This window comes from Trinickia sp. (genome assembly GCF_035492435.1).
In the GTDB taxonomy this organism is placed as follows: domain Bacteria; phylum Pseudomonadota; class Gammaproteobacteria; order Burkholderiales; family Burkholderiaceae; genus Trinickia.
In genome coordinates this window covers 1-16,541 of the sequence record NZ_DATJJF010000215.1, presented here as the reverse complement: position 1 = coordinate 16,541, position 16,541 = coordinate 1, and the positions used below count along the sequence as shown (strand labels likewise).

General features: G+C 60.6%; 14 protein-coding genes. 9 read left to right on the top strand and 5 right to left on the bottom strand.

Features of this window, described 5'->3' with window-relative positions; genetic code table 11:
- The 3 genes from VL598_RS15545 to VL598_RS15535 all read right to left on the bottom strand — a co-directional run.
- On the bottom strand, nucleotides 1-800 hold an 800-nt coding region (locus VL598_RS15545; RefSeq protein WP_325327619.1), incomplete at its 3' end, for an alkene reductase.
- 97 nt (nucleotides 801-897) lie between these two features.
- Nucleotides 898-1,200: a helix-turn-helix transcriptional regulator gene (locus tag VL598_RS15540; protein ID WP_325327618.1), complete on the bottom strand. Its 303-nt coding sequence runs from the start codon at nucleotides 1,198-1,200 to the stop codon at nucleotides 898-900.
- A 112-nt stretch (nucleotides 1,201-1,312) separates the two neighbouring features.
- Nucleotides 1,313-1,825 (bottom strand): DUF1993 domain-containing protein, encoded by a 513-nt coding sequence (locus tag VL598_RS15535; RefSeq protein WP_325327617.1) that lies wholly within the window; start codon nucleotides 1,823-1,825, stop codon nucleotides 1,313-1,315.
- Between the two features lie 160 nt (nucleotides 1,826-1,985).
- Between VL598_RS15535 and VL598_RS15530 the strand changes: the two genes are divergently transcribed.
- The 3 genes from VL598_RS15530 to VL598_RS15520 all read left to right on the top strand — a co-directional run bounded on the left by VL598_RS15530 (nucleotide 1,986) and on the right by VL598_RS15520 (nucleotide 6,207).
- Nucleotides 1,986-2,855 (top strand): MOSC domain-containing protein, encoded by an 870-nt coding sequence (locus tag VL598_RS15530; RefSeq protein ID WP_325327616.1) that lies wholly within the window; start codon nucleotides 1,986-1,988, stop codon nucleotides 2,853-2,855.
- Nucleotides 2,856-2,966: 111 nt separating this feature from the next.
- Nucleotides 2,967-3,758, top strand: a complete 792-nt coding sequence (locus VL598_RS15525) for an alpha/beta hydrolase (protein ID WP_325327622.1) — start codon at nucleotides 2,967-2,969, stop codon at nucleotides 3,756-3,758.
- Nucleotides 3,759-3,924: 166 nt separating this feature from the next.
- Entirely contained in the window at nucleotides 3,925-6,207 is a 2,283-nt protein-coding gene (locus VL598_RS15520; protein WP_325327615.1) for an amylo-alpha-1,6-glucosidase, read from the top strand.
- A 99-nt stretch (nucleotides 6,208-6,306) separates the two neighbouring features.
- Here VL598_RS15520 and VL598_RS15515 read toward each other — a convergent pair whose 3' ends face one another.
- Entirely contained in the window at nucleotides 6,307-7,086 is a 780-nt protein-coding gene (locus tag VL598_RS15515) for a TetR/AcrR family transcriptional regulator (RefSeq protein ID WP_325327621.1), read from the bottom strand.
- A gap of 222 nt (nucleotides 7,087-7,308) precedes the next feature.
- On the opposite strand from VL598_RS15515, the gene VL598_RS15510 reads away from it, so the two are divergent.
- From VL598_RS15510 to VL598_RS15485, 6 genes are all read left to right on the top strand, one after another.
- Nucleotides 7,309-8,490: an isovaleryl-CoA dehydrogenase gene (locus VL598_RS15510; protein ID WP_325327620.1), complete on the top strand. Its 1,182-nt coding sequence runs from the start codon at nucleotides 7,309-7,311 to the stop codon at nucleotides 8,488-8,490.
- Nucleotides 8,491-8,561: 71 nt separating this feature from the next.
- Nucleotides 8,562-10,169 carry a carboxyl transferase domain-containing protein gene (locus VL598_RS15505; RefSeq protein WP_325327614.1) on the top strand — a complete coding sequence of 536 codons (1,608 nt, stop codon included), beginning with the start codon at nucleotides 8,562-8,564 and terminating at the stop codon, nucleotides 10,167-10,169.
- A gap of 93 nt (nucleotides 10,170-10,262) precedes the next feature.
- Nucleotides 10,263-11,048 carry an enoyl-CoA hydratase/isomerase family protein gene (locus VL598_RS15500; protein ID WP_325327613.1) on the top strand — a complete coding sequence of 262 codons (786 nt, stop codon included), beginning with the start codon at nucleotides 10,263-10,265 and terminating at the stop codon, nucleotides 11,046-11,048.
- Nucleotides 11,049-11,154: 106 nt separating this feature from the next.
- Nucleotides 11,155-13,164, top strand: coding sequence for an acetyl/propionyl/methylcrotonyl-CoA carboxylase subunit alpha (locus tag VL598_RS15495; protein ID WP_325327612.1), 2,010 nt, complete (start codon nucleotides 11,155-11,157; stop codon nucleotides 13,162-13,164).
- Nucleotides 13,165-13,237: 73 nt separating this feature from the next.
- Nucleotides 13,238-14,212, top strand: coding sequence for a cysteine synthase A (locus VL598_RS15490; RefSeq protein WP_325327611.1), 975 nt, complete (start codon nucleotides 13,238-13,240; stop codon nucleotides 14,210-14,212).
- Between the two features lie 175 nt (nucleotides 14,213-14,387).
- Nucleotides 14,388-15,551: an AAA family ATPase gene (locus VL598_RS15485; RefSeq protein WP_325327610.1), complete on the top strand. Its 1,164-nt coding sequence runs from the start codon at nucleotides 14,388-14,390 to the stop codon at nucleotides 15,549-15,551.
- Nucleotides 15,552-15,568: 17 nt separating this feature from the next.
- Here VL598_RS15485 and VL598_RS15480 read toward each other — a convergent pair.
- The coding region (locus tag VL598_RS15480) for a methyl-accepting chemotaxis protein (protein ID WP_325327609.1) at nucleotides 15,569-16,541 on the bottom strand (973 nt) is incomplete at its 5' end.

Genomic DNA, 16,541 nt, shown 5'->3' with positions numbered 1-16,541 from the left:
TCGCCCAGCGATTCGCGTGCGCAGATAAAGGCGATACGCCGCTTGCCGAGTTCGCGCGCGACGTAACCAAACGTCTCGCTCGGATTCGAGTCGCCCATCGAATGCGAGTCGCCTCGCGGTGCGAGATGCATGCCGACACGCTCGGGGCCCCAGACGTCAATGCATTCGTCCGCAACCTCGAGCATGAGCCGCGCCCGCTTTTCGATAGAGCCGCCATAGGCGTCGGCACGATGGTTGGTGCTGTCCTGCAGGAACTGGTCCAGCAGATAGCCGTTGGCGCCGTGCACTTCCACACCGTCGAAGCCGGCCACCTTGGCATTCTCCGCACCCAAGCGATATGCGGCGACCACCTCGCGGATCTCGTCGAGTTCGAGCGCGCGTGGTGTCACGAATGGGCGTTGAGGGCGCACGAGGCTTACGTGGCCGCCCGGCGCAATGGCTGTCGGCGCGACCGGCAGTTCACCGTTCAGGAAGATGGGGTCCGAAACGCGGCCAACGTGCCACAGCTGCAGAAAGATCAGGCCGCCCGCAGCATGTACGGCGTCCGTGACGAGCTTCCATCCCTCGACTTGTTCGTCCGACCAGATGCCGGGCGTTGCAGCATAGCCGACACCCTGCGGCGTGACGGATGTCGCCTCGCTAAGAATGAGCCCGGCGGATGCACGCTCGGCGTAGTACCGCGCCATCAGCGCATTGGGAACGCGCTCGTCGCCCGCGCGTTGACGCGTGAGCGGCGCCATGATGACGCGGTTCGGCAATGTGAGATCGCCGACGACAAGTGGATCGAAAAGCGTTGGCATAGCAAGTCCTCGTTGCGGGCTCGCGCCCGTATATGTCGATGAAACAATGACGTACGGTTGATCCGCTGCAGGTGTATTGCTGGCGAGCGCCATGCGCTCACAAATCCGAGCGCAGCGAATCGAGAAAAGCTTGAATGACGGTCTCGTTGCGCTTAAAGAAGCACCACTGGCCGATGCGCTTCACGCTCACCAGTCCGGCGGACTGCAATGTCGCGAGATGCGCGGAGCACGTCGACTGCGAGAGCCCGGCGCGCGCGTTGATCTGCCCCGCGCATACGCCATGGTCGAGCGGCAACTCTTGCTCCGGAAAGTTCGCTTCCGGATCTTTGAGCCACGCAAGAATTTCTCGGCGCACCGGACTCGCGAGCGCCTTGTGGATGGCATCGATGTCGATCGTCATGTCAAGCGCCGTAAAGCAGGCTGCTGCGAAGCAGGACGCCTGAGGATCAGGCGTCGTGTTTCGCAGTTGGCGGAAGTATATATCGGAAATTCCCGATATGCCTTGGGACGGACTATGCGCTGAGCTTGCCGAGGAAGTCGAGCTTGCCGACTTCCACGCCGTTGTGGCGCAAAATTGCGTAGGTGGTCGTGCTGTGGAAGTACAGATTCGGCAAAACGAAGTCGAACAGATAAGCCACGCCCGTGAACTCGATGGTGCCGCTCGGTAGCTTCACGTTGACAACGCGCGTTTCGCTGCCTTCGATCTGCGAGGCGTCAACTTGCTGGATGTACGCCAGCGTTTTGTCGATGCGTTGTTCGAGTTCGTCGAAGGTCGCTTCGGTGTCGGGGAAGCTTGGAGCCTCGAGGCCCGCCAAACGCGCGGCGCCGAACTTGACGACGTCGCACGCGATCTGGACTTGCCGAGTCAGCGGAAACATATCGGGATAAAGACGGCTTGTCAGGAACACCTCGGGGGCGATCTTCTTCGCTTCAGCGTGTGCACGTGCCTTGCCGAGAATGGTGCGGAGATTCGAGAGCCCGCGCACGAACACGGGCACAGAGGCTTGATACATGGACAGGGACATGGTCGCTTCCTTTTCGTCGGTTTGTTTTGGATGACGCCGGTCACTCATGTGTAAGGCGGCATCGCGTATCGGGTGCTGCGGCACGAATGATATGCCGCGCGTGATTATTTCGCTGCGGTGTTAATATCGCCGCTTTACTGCTTTGCAGCAAAAACGCCTCATGGCCTCGATCAGCCAACTCAACGTCTACCCGATCAAGTCGTGCGCAGGCATTGTGCTCGAGTCGGCTCGCCTTCTTGAGCACGGTTTGCAGTACGACCGTCATTGGATGCTTGTGGATGCCAGAGGGCGGTTTGTGACTCAGCGACAGCTGCCGCAGCTTGCGCTCGTGACGACGGCGCTATGCGATGGAGAGCTCATTGTGGATGCCCCAGGCCGCGCTCCGTTGCACACACCGCTGGACCCATCCCGGCTCGCGCACGCCGAGCGCATCGACGCAACGGTATGGAGCGACACCGTCGCTGCGTTGGATACCGGCGAACAATCCGCGCGCTGGTTCTCCGATTTCGCCGGGGTCCCCTTGCGGCTCATACGCTTCGATCCCGACGTAGAGCGAACCGCGAGCCTCAAATGGACGGGCGGGGCGATTTCGCCGTTGCGATTTGCCGACGGCTATCCGGTGCTTGTGAGCAGCGAAGCCTCGCTCGACGATCTGAACGCGCGGCTTGCCAAGCGGGGTGTGGACGCAATTCCGATGAACCGCTTCCGGCCGAATCTCGTATTGAGCGGAGTCGATGCCTACGAGGAGGATTACGTCGAGACGTTGCGCATCGGGGTAGAGGGCGGTGAAGTCGTTTTACGGCTCGTGAAGCCGTGCACGCGCTGCCCGATTCCCGCCGTCGATCAAGCGACGGGTGCCCCTGATCCCCGCTGGCCAAATGAGCCGACCGATGCGCTCAGTACTTATCGCGCCGATCCGCGTGTCGGCGGTGGAATCACTTTTGGCCAGAACGCTATCGTCATCGCGGGTGACGGAAGCTCGATCAGCGTGGGCGCTGACGTCGAAGTCGATCTGCGTTTTGCAGACTGAGGCTTGGCGATGCCCCCTTCAACCGGAAGACTCCCTTTGGAAGCCACAAGCGTCGCCGATATGCCGCACGTGCCGGATGTGCGTTTTGTGGCGCTCGCAAACGGCTTGCAGATGCCTTATATCGAGTGCGGCAGTGGGCCGCTCGTCCTCTTCGTGCATGGCTCGATTTGCGATTATCGGTATTGGCAGCCGCAAATCGAGAGTCTGTCGCCACACTACCGCTGCGTGGCCGTGAGCCTCACGCATTATTGGCCGATCACGAACATGCCGCGTACCGTCCCGTTCAGCTGGAGCGAGCATGCGGACGAGCTTGCGCAGTTTATCGACAAGCTAAGTTACGGCCCGGCGCACGTCGTGGGGCATTCGCGAGGAGGCTGTGTCGCGTTCCATTTTGGACTTCGCCACCCTGACCATCTGCGCACGCTGACGCTCGCCGATCCTGGCGGCCCGATCGAGGTGCCGGGCCGGTCGCTGCCAGTACTGCCCGAAACCGTCAATGCGCTGCGCGGCCATGCTGCCCAGCTTATCGAGAGCGGTGAAGTCGAGGCTGGCCTCGAGCTCTTTGTCGACTCGGTAAGCCGGGTCGGCTCCTGGACGAAAAGCCCTGCAGCGTTTCGCACAATGGCGATCGACAACGCCGATACGTTGCCGCGCCAATTCGCCGATCCGCTGCCAGCTTACAGACGGGATGCGGCTGAGCGCATACGGTGTCCGATATTGCTGATCGACGGCGAGAGAAGTCCGGACCTTTTTCGCCGCAACGTGGCTGCGCTCGTGGACTGGTTTCCCGATGTGCGCCGCCATACGATCCGCGGCGCGTCGCATGCGATGAATCTCGCGCATCCCGCCGCGTTCAACCGAGCGCTCGACGAATTCATAAGCGCATCGGCCGCCGAGCGTTAATCAGGCGCCGATGGCGTGAAAGCGGCGCTGAGCGCGGCTTGCAGGCATTGGTTTTGCGGTAACGCGTCCGTATGATTGCCCGGCATCGTTATCGACTTTATGCTTCCCCCTTCGCACATCCTTCCTACAATCGAGGGATGCCGACATCAGGACCAGGAGCGACACGATGCTGGATACCGACATCCTCGGTGCACCTACGCGAGCCGCAGAGGCCGGCGATCTCGAACGCGGCGGCGCATTCATCGCGCCCGAGAACCCCTACATAGCGCGCACGAGTCTGTATGTGCTGAAGTCGGGCGACACCTTTGTCGTCAATGACCCGCTCGGCGACATCAACGGTCACGACGACGGGCTTTTCGTCAACGATACGCGCACGCTTTCGCAGTTGCGCCTTACCTTCGGCGGGCGGGCACCGTCGCTCCTCTCGGGTAACGTCAGCAACGACAACGCCGCTTTCACAGCCCACCTCACGAATCGCCCGCTGCCCCCGCTTGGCGGGGAGGGCACGCCTGAGGGTGTCATTCACGTTGAGCGCATGCGCGTATTGGCGGGCACCGTCCTCGATGAAGCCATCACGCTCACGAACTACGGGCCGAGCGAGGCCATCGTGCCGCTTTCGATCTCGTTCGCCTGCGATTTCAAGGACATGTTCGAGGTGCGGGGGCTTTCGCGGTCGAATCGCGGCACGATCGAGCCGCCTCGTGTCGGCAAGAGCGAAGTGCAGGTGCGCTATGTCGGCCTTGACAGCATCGAGCGCGAGGTAAAGATTGCCTTTTCCCCCGAGCCTGATCACCTGGGCCCCGATCGAGCCGATTTTTCGATCAAGCTCTCGGCACAGGCCTGTGTGTCGATTTACCTGTCCGTGGCGGTCCAGGCGCACGCACTCACGCGGGCTAACGATGCGCAGGCCGCCCGCGTCGCGCTGCCGCCTCACAGCTCCAACCCGGCACACATTACCCAGATCGACACAATGCGTCCACGCGTGGGGCGCGCCGCAGTAAGGTCGGCGCTCGCGAGTGCGCACCTCGCGATGCGCGAGCGTCGTCGAGCGACAGCGAGCATCCGCACGAGCAATCCGCTGTTCAATGCCTGGCTGGAACGTTCAGTCGCGGATCTGGGTTTGCTGACGACTGATTTGCCGACAGGCCCGTACCCCTATGCGGGTATCCCCTGGTTTTCGACACCGTTCGGGCGCGACGCTGTTGTCACCTCGCTCCAGACGTTGTGGCTGCAGCCATGGCTTGCACGTGGGGTCCTGCGGTTTCTCGCCAACCATCAAGCACACGAGGACTCGGCCTTTCGCGACGCGTCGACGGGCAAGATTATGCACGAGATGCGCAAGAGCGAGATGGCGGGCACGGGCGAAGTGCCGTTCGCGCTCTACTACGGTGGGGTCGACACAACGCCGCTCTTCATCGTGCTCGCCGGCGCCTACTTTGCCCGGACGGCGGACGATGCGCTCGTCGCCGAGCTTTGGCCCGCGCTCGAGTGTGCGGCACAGTGGGTTGCCCGCGTGTGCGACAGCAACCGTTATGGCTTGCTCGACTATCAATGCGCGTCCCAGCGCGGGCTTGCGAATCAGGGATGGAAGGATAGCCATGATTCCGTCTTCCATGCCGACGGCCGCATGCCTGACGGCCCGATTTCATTGGTCGAAGTTCAGGCATATGCGAGTGCTGCCTTCGACACGATGGCGCAGTTCGCAACGCGTCGCGGCCATGCCGACGATGCCACGCGCTACGCGGCGCGTGCGAAGGCATTGCGCGAGCGTGTCGAAGCGCTCTTCTGGATGCCTGAATCGGGGTTTTACGGCATTGCGCTCGATGGGCACGGCGATTTGTGCCGTGTGCTCGCATCGAATGCGGGGCATTTGCTCGCTTTCGGGTTGCCGACGCGCGAGCGCGGCGAGGCCGTTGCGCGCAAGCTGGAGTCGACGCTATTTCACACCGGGTGGGGCGTGCGGACCCTGGCTGCGAACCAGCCGCGCTTCAACCCGATGTCGTATCACAACGGTTCGGTCTGGCCGCACGACACGGCGCTTTGCGCGCGCGGCCTGGCTCGCTACGGCAATAAGCAGGCGGCCGTGCAGTTGCTGCAGGCGCTATTCGAGGCAGCCGTCAACTTCGATATGCGGCTCCCGGAGCTTTTTTGCGGATTCATGCGCCAGCGTGGCGAGCCGCCTACTGCTTATCCCGTGGCCTGTTTGCCGCAAGCCTGGGCGGCGGGTGCACCGTTCATGATGCTCGAAGCGTGTCTCGGGATCACGATCGATGCCGTGCGTGAAGAAATTCTTATTGAACAGCCCGCACTGCCTGAGGGTATCGACTGGCTCGAAGTACGCAATTTGCGCGTGGGAGAGAAGCGGGTTTCGATCACGTTCAGTCGCGTTGCCGGCAAGGTCGTTGCGTCGGCCGATAACCCGAATGTGCGTGTGGCCACTGTGTTGTAACGTTGGCGCAAGCCGCCTGGCGTTTGACGCTCACGGGAGCAGGCCGGGTGGCGTCCGTTTTCGACACGTTGCTTGACGAGCGAAGACGCTGAGGGCTAATCAATCGTCTGCTTTTTTGCGCGCTCGCTTTGTGCCGGCGCCGCTCTTGTGTGCTGCTGCTGCTGTTACTGTTGCGGCCTCAAATTGTCGTATCGCCTCGCTAACATCGTCTTTGAGTCGTGCGAGGGCGACAAGGTCGGGCGCTGGTGGCTGCAACGCGGCCCAAAGCAGCTCGACGAGCCGATCTGCCGTCACGTCGATATCGGTATTGTGCTGTGTCAGCGTCACGTCCCACAGCACATGTTCCATCGGACCGAACACCATCGAGCGCATGAGCCTTAACGGTACGTCGGTGCGGATCTGCCCCGATTGCTGCCCTTGCGCGAGCACGCGCATCAATGGCGCTGTGTAACGGCGCTGCAGGGCGGTCAACTGATTGCCCAGTTCGTGGTGCTTCGTACGCCCCTCGGATAACACAAGCGAACAAAGGCCCGTCCCGTGCACGAGCATGAGGCGCAGATGCGTGCGGACGATGAAGGCGAACTGCTGCCGTACGCTGCCGTCGCGTGGCAAGCCGCTTTCGATCGCCTCGATAATCTCGTCATACCAATCTGCAATGACGCGCGCACAAAGATCTCTTTTGCCTCGAAAGTAGCTGAACACCGTGGCTTCGGAAACGCCGATGCGTTGAGCAATTTCGGCCGTCGTCGCACGCTCGTATCCCTTTTCGGAAAATACGTCACGTCCTGCTTGAAGAATGTCGCGCACGCGCTGTTGCGATTTGCGTCCCGCAGGCTGCCGACGTACGCCATTGGGTTCGGGGTTCAGGTCGCCCGTCATGTGAGTCAGGTTCAATTGTATGTTCAATGAGGCGTGATTTTTTGGGCATATTAGCACTGATTCAAGGGATTTATACGCATCCTATCTAGGTGAGTAATACTCAAAAAAACCTATTGACGCTTACCCGGATGTGACGTGAAATGCACATTGAGCGGGTGCATGTCATCCCCGCCTCACGTACAGCGGCCATGGCGCCAGCTATGGCGTATTCGAGGAGACATGATGAGCAACGTGCCTGGATTGCGATTCGCACTTGGCGAAGAGGTCGACATGTTGCGCGACGCGGTGGCCCGCTTCGCGGCGAAAGAAATTGCACCACGTGCAGCAGCCATCGATCGCGACGACCAGTTTCCGATGGACCTGTGGCGCAAGTTCGGCGAAATCGGCGTGCTCGGCATGACCGTCGCCGAAGCGTATGGGGGCGCGAACATGGGCTATACGGCGCATATGGTCGCGATGGAGGAAATCTCGCGGGCGTCAGCCTCGGTCGGGCTGTCATACGGCGCACACTCGAACCTCTGCGTCAACCAAATCCACCGTAACGGTACTGAAGCACAAAAGCAGAAATATCTGCCGAAGCTCGTTTCGGGCGAGCACGTCGGTGCACTGGCCATGAGCGAACCCAACTCCGGATCGGACGTCGTGAGCATGAAGCTGCGCGCTGACAAGCGGGGCGAGCGCTATGTGCTCAATGGCACGAAAATGTGGATCACGAACGGCCCGGATTGCGACACGCTAGTCGTTTATGCCAAGACCGATGTCGAGGCCGGCGCAAGCGGCATGACGGCTTTCATCGTCGAGAAAGGCATGAAAGGCTTTTCGGTAGCGCAAAAGCTCGACAAGCTCGGCATGCGTGGGTCACACACGGGCGAACTGGTGTTCGAGGATGTCGAAGTGCCGGAAGAAAACATCCTCGGCAAGCTGAACGCAGGCGTGAAGGTGCTGATGAGCGGGCTCGACTATGAGCGTGCCGTGCTCGCGGCAGGTCCCACGGGCATCATGCTGGCTTGTATGGATGCCGTCGTTCCGTATATTCATGAGCGTGAGCAGTTCGGGCAACCGATCGGCGAATTTCAGCTCATCCAGGGCAAGGTTGCGGATATGTACACCTCGCTTCAAGCGAGCCGCGCCTACCTGTACGCCGTCGGCCGCCAGCTCGATACGCTTGGCGACGCGCACGTGCGGCAGGTTCGGAAAGATTGCGCGGGCGTCATTCTCTATACGGCTGAGAAGGCGACGTGGATGGCGGGCGAGGCCATACAGATCCTTGGCGGCAATGGCTACATCAATGAATATCCCGTTGGTCGCCTTTGGCGCGACGCCAAGCTTTACGAAATCGGCGCGGGCACGAGCGAAATCCGTCGCATGCTGATTGGCCGGGAGATTTTCGCTGAAACAGCGTAACGCAGCACCGGTGATATCAAATCGTTCAGTACACCGAATGAAATCAATTCTGCGAGACGGAGTTCGTTCTGATGCCTAACATCGAGAGTCAGCTCAATCCGCGCTCGGAGGAGTTTCGAGCGAATGCAACGGCGCTCGCTGCACTCGTCGTGGACTTGCGAGCAAAAGTGGCGCATCTCGCTCTGGGCGGTGGGGCTGCCGCGCGCGATAAGCATGTCTCTCGTGGCAAGTTGCTCCCGCGTGAGCGCATTGCGCAGTTGCTAGACGCAGGCACGCCTTTCCTCGAGCTTTCGCAAATGGCCGCCTTCGGCATGTACCACGATGCCGCGCCTGGCGCTGGAATCATTACGGGCATCGGTCGCATTGCCGGCCAAGAATGCATGATCGTCTGCAACGATGCAACGGTCAAAGGCGGCACCTATTATCCGATGACGGTAAAGAAGCACGTGCGTGCACAAGAAATTGCTGCCGAGAACCGTCTGCCTTGCGTGTACCTTGTCGATTCGGGCGGTGCCAATTTGCCCAACCAGGACGAAGTGTTTCCGGATCGCGATCACTTCGGCAGGATCTTCTATAACCAGGCCAACCTGTCGGCGGCCGGCATCGCGCAGATTGCCGTCGTCATGGGCTCGTGTACTGCTGGCGGCGCCTATGTGCCCGCCATGAGCGACGAATCCATCATCGTCAGGAACCAGGGCACGATTTTTCTCGGCGGCCCCCCGCTCGTGAAAGCCGCCACGGGCGAAGAGGTGAGTGCGGAGGACCTTGGCGGCGGGGACGTTCACACGCGGCTTTCCGGCGTCGCCGATCATCTTGCACAAAATGACGCTCACGCGTTGGCGATTGCGCGCAGCATTGTTGCGAAGCTGAATCGCGTCAAGCCGACGCAAATGTCCATGCGCGAGCCGAAGGCACCACGTTACGACCCAAAGAGCGTCTATGGCGTCATTCCCACCGACACGCGCAAACCGTTCGACGTTCGCGAAGTGATCGCCCGCATCGTTGACGATTCCGACTTGGACGAATTCAAGGCGCGCTACGGCACCACGCTTGTCACGGGTTTTGCACACATATGGGGTTATCCCGTCGGCATTGTCGCGAACAATGGCATCCTTTTTTCGGAATCGGCGCTCAAGGGTACCCACTTCATCGAACTCTGCTGCCAGCGCAAAGTGCCGCTCGTGTTCTTGCAGAACATCACTGGGTTCATGGTGGGGCGCAAGTATGAGAACGAGGGTATTGCCCGCAACGGCGCAAAGATGGTGACCGCTGTTGCCACTGCTCGGGTGCCGAAGTTGACGGTCATCATCGGCGGATCCTTCGGCGCCGGCAACTACGGTATGTGCGGCAGATCGTACTCGCCGCGGTTTCTGTGGATGTGGCCTAACGCTCGTATTTCGGTGATGGGTGGGGAACAAGCCGCATCGGTGCTCGCGACCGTAAAGCGCGATGGCATCGAGGCAAAGGGAGGCGTTTGGACTGCTGAGGAAGAGGAGGCATTCAAGCATCCTATCCGTGAGCAATACGATCATCAGGGGCACCCCTATTATGCGAGTGCGCGGCTCTGGGACGACGGCGTCATCGATCCGGCACAGACACGCGACGTTCTCGGCCTCGGTCTTGCCGCTGCGATGAGCGCACCCATCGATGAAACGCGATTCGGCGTGTTCAGAATGTGACGCCGTGAAGGGTGTTACTTGCGGCAACGATGTGGCCGCAGCGGCAATGCAGTCACGAAAACGATGATGTGAAACGGATGTCAGGAGACGCTGATGGACTATGCGATGTTGCAAGTCGAGCTATCGGAACAGATCGCAACGGTGACGCTCAATCGTCCCGAGGTGAGAAACGCGTTCAATGAGGCAATGATCGCGGAGACGACGGATATTTTCAGGCAACTCGATGCCCGAGACGACGTGCGCGCTATTGTGCTCGCGGCGAATGGCCCAGCGTTTTGCGCTGGCGCGGATTTGAATTGGATGAGGCGGATGGCTTCGTTCTCGGATGAAGACAATCGCACCGACGCACGGCGGCTCGCCGAAATGCTCTCGACGATCTACCACTCCTCAAAGCCGGTTATCGCGCGCGTATCTGGGGATGCCTATGCCGGCGGTGTTGGCCTTGTCGCTGCGAGCGATGTTGTCGTCGCCGTTGAAAGCGCGCGGTTTTGTCTTTCGGAGGCACGGCTCGGACTGATCGCCGCGACAATCTCGCCCTACGTTGTGCGTGCACTCGGCGAGCGCGCGTCGCGTCGTTATTTCACGACCGCGGAGCAGTTCGATTGCGCTACAGCGCTGCGTCTTGGTCTCGTTCACGAAGCCGTATCCGCCGATACATTGGATGCCACCGTGCAGCAAATTGCCTCGGCCCTTTGTGCGAATGGCCCGAGAGCCGTGCGAGAGTCGAAGAGGCTAGTGCTGGATGTGGCCGGGCGCCCACTCGACGAAGCACTGATCGACGACACTGCGGCGCGTATAGCAAGGGTTCGGGCCAGCGCAGAGGGGTGCGAGGGCATCGCTGCGTTTCTGGAAAAGCGCGCGCCCGCCTGGCGCAATTGATCGACCCCACCGCTGTCGAGCGGCGTGATCGTCGGGCTGGTCGATTGGGCTCCAATGAGCTTCGATGGCCTTTGATTGCATTCATCGCCGCACAACGAGACATGACATGTTCAACAAAATCTTGATCGCGAATCGCGGCGAAATCGCATGTCGCATTGCGGCAACCTGCAAGCGGCTCGGGGTAGCGAGCGTCGCGGTATATTCCGATGCCGACGCAAGCGCCAAGCATGTCGCGGCTTGTGATGAAGCCGTCCATATCGGGGGGGCGCCCGCTTCGGAGAGTTACCTGCGCATCGATCGCATTATTGATGCCGCACTAAAACGAGGTGCGCAGGCCGTACACCCCGGTTACGGATTTCTTTCGGAGAACGAAGATTTCGCGCATGCGTGCGAGACGGCGGGGCTTGTGTTCGTTGGGCCACCCGTGTCGGCGATCGCCACGATGGGATCGAAGGCGGCGGCCAAGGCATTGATGCATGCGGCTGCAGTACCGCTGGTGCCAGGCTATCACGGAGAAAATCAGGACCCCGAACTATTGCAGCGTGAGGCCAACGATATCGGCTACCCGGTGCTGATCAAGGCGAGTGCCGGGGGCGGCGGCAAGGGCATGCGGGTTGTCGATCGGCGAGAAGACTTTGCGTCGGCATTGGCCGCCTGCAAGCGTGAAGCCAAGAGCGGCTTCGGCAACGATCGCGTGCTGATCGAGAAGTACCTGACACGCCCGCGGCACGTCGAAGTGCAAGTCTTCGCCGATAAGCACGGTGAAGCGGTCTACCTGTTCGACCGTGACTGTTCAGTGCAGCGCCGCCATCAGAAAGTGCTCGAGGAGGCGCCTGCGCCTGGGCTCACGGACGAGTTGCGCTGGGCGATGGGAGAGGCGGCTGTTGCCGCGGCGCGCGCTGTGTCTTACGTTGGGGCGGGCACGGTCGAGTTCATCATGACCGGCAGCGATTTTTACTTCATGGAAATGAATACGCGGCTGCAAGTCGAACATCCGGTTACGGAAATGGTTACCGGGCTGGATCTCGTCGAATGGCAGTTTCGCGTCGCGGCGGGCGAGCCGTTGCCCTTGCGTCAGAACGAGCTCAGCATCGAAGGTCACGCAATCGAGGCGCGCTTGTATGCGGAGAACCCATCGCGTGGCTTTTTGCCGTCGACGGGGACGCTCAAGTATTTGCGAATGCCCGAAGGCATCGAGTTCACGGTCGGCAGCCCAACGCGTGCCACCGTGCGCGTTGATAGCGGTGTGCGCGAAGGCGATGAGATCACGCCATTCTATGATCCGATGATCGCCAAATTGATCGTGCATGGCTCGAACCGCGAGGAAGCGCTGGCACGTATGACACGTGCGCTCGAAGCGTGTGAGGCAGTCGGGCCGCACACAAACATCGAGTTTCTGCGGCGCGTCGTAGCGAGCGCGCCATTCGCTTCTGCGCAACTGGATACGGGCTTGATTGAGCGCCACCATGACGCGCTTTTCGCGAACGACGCGAAGCTGTCCAAGGAGGTCGTCGCTCTCGCAACCGCAGCACTTTTGACGCGCGAGGGCGGTGCGGCTCACGGCAACTCGCCTTGGGATGCGCTATCGCATTGGCGACTCAACGGTGGATATCGGCAGTCGATCGAATGGCGTGAGTTGACGAACAACACGGTTTGCCAAGTTGCCTACACACGCGATGGCGAAGTCGCAGCGCTTCAGCACCCACAATGGATGGAGGCTTTCGATTGGTGGCGTGGCCAAGAACCGCATACGTTCGGCGTGCATTTGGGCGACACGCGTGTGACGGGGCGGGTATTGGTCGACGGCGACGTCTTCCATGTGTTCCACGAGGGCATCGCAATGGCGCTCGAATGGACGAATCTGCTCGCGCACGCAGCCGATTCCGACCATGGAGAAGGTCGACTGACTGCGCCAATGCCAGGTAGGGTCATCGCCGTTTTGGTCTCGCCGGGCGCCGTGGTTGAGAAGGGCACGGCGCTCATCGTCATGGAAGCCATGAAGATGGAGCATACGATCGGGGCTCCTGCTGCGGGCAGAGTCGTTGAGGTGTTTTACCGAGTCGGCGATCAAGTCACGGATGGCGCGCAGTTGCTGGAGATGGAATCGGGCGAGTGACAACGCAGTCGCTCAGTCGAATGTCGAACTATCCTAAAGGCGTTAGCTGTAGTGCCAGAAAAAGGAGGGCGTCATGCGTGTGCTCGATGGTTTCGTCGGTGTCGTCGGCAACACCCCATTGATTCGGCTCGCCAAACTGAGTGCGGAAACGGGATGCGAGATTCTTGGGAAGGCCGAGTTCATGAATCCGGGTGGTTCGGTCAAGGACCGTGCGGCCCTCTACATCATTCAGGATGCGGAGCGCCGAGGGGTGCTCAAGCCCGGCGGTGTCGTCATCGAAGGCACCGCTGGGAACACGGGTATCGGGCTCGCCCACATCTGCGCGTCGCGCGGTTATCGTTGCGTCATCGTGATTCCCGAGACGCAGTCCCAAGAGAAGATGGAACTGCTGCGTGTGCTGGGCGCGGAAGTTCGTCCGGTGCCGGCCGCACCGTACAAGGATCCGAATAACTATCAGAAGATTGCGGGCCGCTTGGCCCAAGAAACCCCCAACGCCATCTGGGCGAACCAGTTCGATAACTTGGTGAACCGTCAGGCGCATTATGAAACGACGGCGCCGGAGATCTGGCGCGACACTGGCGAAAAAATTGACGCTTTTGTTTGTTCGACGGGGACCGGCGGCACGCTGGCGGGCGTTGCCCGTTTTCTGAAAGAACGGAACGCTGCCATCCGAACCGTGCTCGCAGATCCCGATGGCAGCGGGCTATACAGCTTCGTGAAGACGGGTGAAATCAAAGCCGAGGGCAATTCGATAACCGAGGGCATCGGATCCAGCCGCGTGACGGCCAACCTCGAGGGCACCCCGATTGACGATGCCGTGAGAATTGACGATCAGACCTGCGTGACGATGGTCTATCGCCTCTTGCGCGAAGAAGGGTTGTATGTGGGCGGGTCGACGGGGATCAACGTAGCGGCTGCCGTACGGCTGGCACGTGAAATGGGGCCCGGACACACGATTGTGACGGTGCTGTGCGACCGAGGCAGCTTGTATTTTGCGCGGTTGTTCAATCGCGAGTGGCTGCAAAAGCGGGGGCTGGTTGTGGATTAGCGAGGGACCAGCTCGGTCAAAGTCTGTGAAGGAGGCTGGCATCGAAAGGGCGGACCTCTGGCCTGATCTCTCGTGATAATGTTGTGCGCCTGGAATACGTCCGACAAATTCGCTCGTGGTCAGCACGCGGGTAATTTGCCTTGCTACGGCGCCCTATCTCTCGTCGTCCACCTGCATGCTCACTACGCTCGCGATTGCCAACTATCGTTCTCTACGCGAACTCATCCTGCCGCTTGGCGCCCTCAACATCATTACGGGTGCAAATGGTAGCGGGAAATCGAACCTCTATAGAGGGTTGCGTCTCTTGGCGATGACGGCGCAAGGGGGCTTGGTTCCGTCGCTTGCGCGCGAGGGTGGTTTGCCCTCGACGCTATGGGCGGGTCCAGAGCGTTTTTCGCGTGCGATGTTGGCGGGCGAGCAGCCGGTGCAAAGCACCGTACGCAAGGATCCAGTCAATCTGCGCCTCGGCTTCGCTGGCGAGGCCTTTGGTTACGCCATTGATCTTGGCTTGCCGTTACTAAGCCGTTCCCAGTTCTCCCAAGATCCCGTCATCAAGCGCGAATGTATCTGGAGCGGACCCGTACTGCGTCCGTCGGCGCTGCTCGTAGATCGGCAAGGTGCGGCGATTCGCCTGCGCGATGAATGCGGCGGCTGGTCAACCGTGCCTCAGCCCGTCGCAAGCTTCGACAGCATGATGACCGAGTTTTCGGATCCCAAAGGCGCGCCTGAGATGATTGCGGTGCGTGAGCAAATCCGTTCTTGGCGCTTTTATGACCACTTTCGTACCGATGAGCAAGCGCCTGCGCGCTTGCCGCAAATTGGTACACACACGCCGGTGCTTAGTAACGACGGCGCGGATCTGGCAGCGGCGCTACAGACAATTCGCGAAATCGGTGACTTGGTCGAACTCGATACCGCCATCGAGGACGCGTTTCCGGGCGCACGCATCGGCGTCGCGAATGTCGAGGGCCGTTTCGAAGTAACGATGCATCAACACGGACTCTTGCGGCCACTCAAGGGCGCGGAACTCTCCGATGGTACGCTGCGTTACTTGTTACTAGTGGCGGCGCTCCTCACGCCGCGACCACCGGCGCTGCTGGTACTCAATGAACCCGAGACGAGTTTGCATCCGGATTTGCTTCCTGCACTCGCACGCCTGATTCAGCGAGCGTCAAAGCGCTCACAGGTACTCGTCGTTTCGCACGCCACACGACTCGTAACGGCGCTTGAGCGGGAGAGCGACAGTTGCTCCATCGTGCTCGAAAAAGAGCTGGGTGCTACGCGTATCGTTGGCTCGGATGAGATGGATATACCGCCCTGGAAGTGGCCCGCGCGCTAGCGGCGCACGGGCTACGATTACGGCGCGGTCAGTTGCCCGTTGCTGACTTTGAAGACGACAACGGCATCGCGCAGTGCATGAGCCTTCTCAGCCATCGAGCGTGCCGCAGCGGATGCTTGTTCGACGAGTACTGCGTTTTGCTGTGTGACCTGGTCCATTTGCAAAACGGCTTGGTTGACTTGCTCGATGCCGGTGTGCTGCTGATGCGACGCGGTGGTGATCTCCCTCATGAGGTCGGTCACATGCCCCACAGCCTGCACGACTTCTTGGATCGTCTTGCCCGCCTCATTCACCAAGTGGGACCCCGTGTTGACCCTCTCGACCGAGACGTTGATCAGTTGCTTGATCTCTTTCGCTGCGCCCGCGCTGCGCTGCGCCAGCGTCCGCACCTCACCGGCCACTACGGCAAAGCCGCGTCCTTGTTCGCCAGCCCGGGCCGCCTCGACGGCCGCATTCAACGCAAGAATATTTGTTTGAAAGGCGATGCCTTCGATGACGTTGATGATCTCGGCGACCTTCGCGGAGCTATCGGAAATCTCTTGCATGGTCTGCTCGACCCGACCAACCGCTTCTCCGCCACGCGCTGCAATTGCGGAGGCGTTGATCGCAAATTCATTACCTTGCTGCGCGTTCTGTGCGTTGCGTCGGACAGTTGCCGTCAATTCCTGCATGCTCGAGGCGGTCTCTTGAAGTGACGCAGCCTGCTCTTCGGTTCGTGTACTCAGATTGGTATTGCCTGCGGCAATCTGCCCCGAACCCGTCGCGATGCTTTCACTGCTCGTGCGCACGCGACCGATCAAAGCACCGAGATTGGTGTTCATTTGTTTGAGCGCGGCGAGCAAGTGTGCAGTCTCGTCCCGTCCCTCCACGTCGATGCGCGATGTCAGATCGCCTCGCGCAACCGTTTCGGCGACGGACACGGCCTCGCGCAGCGGCTGGGTAATCGATTTTGTAGTTAGCGCGGCGATGATAATGCCCGCAAGCAATGCG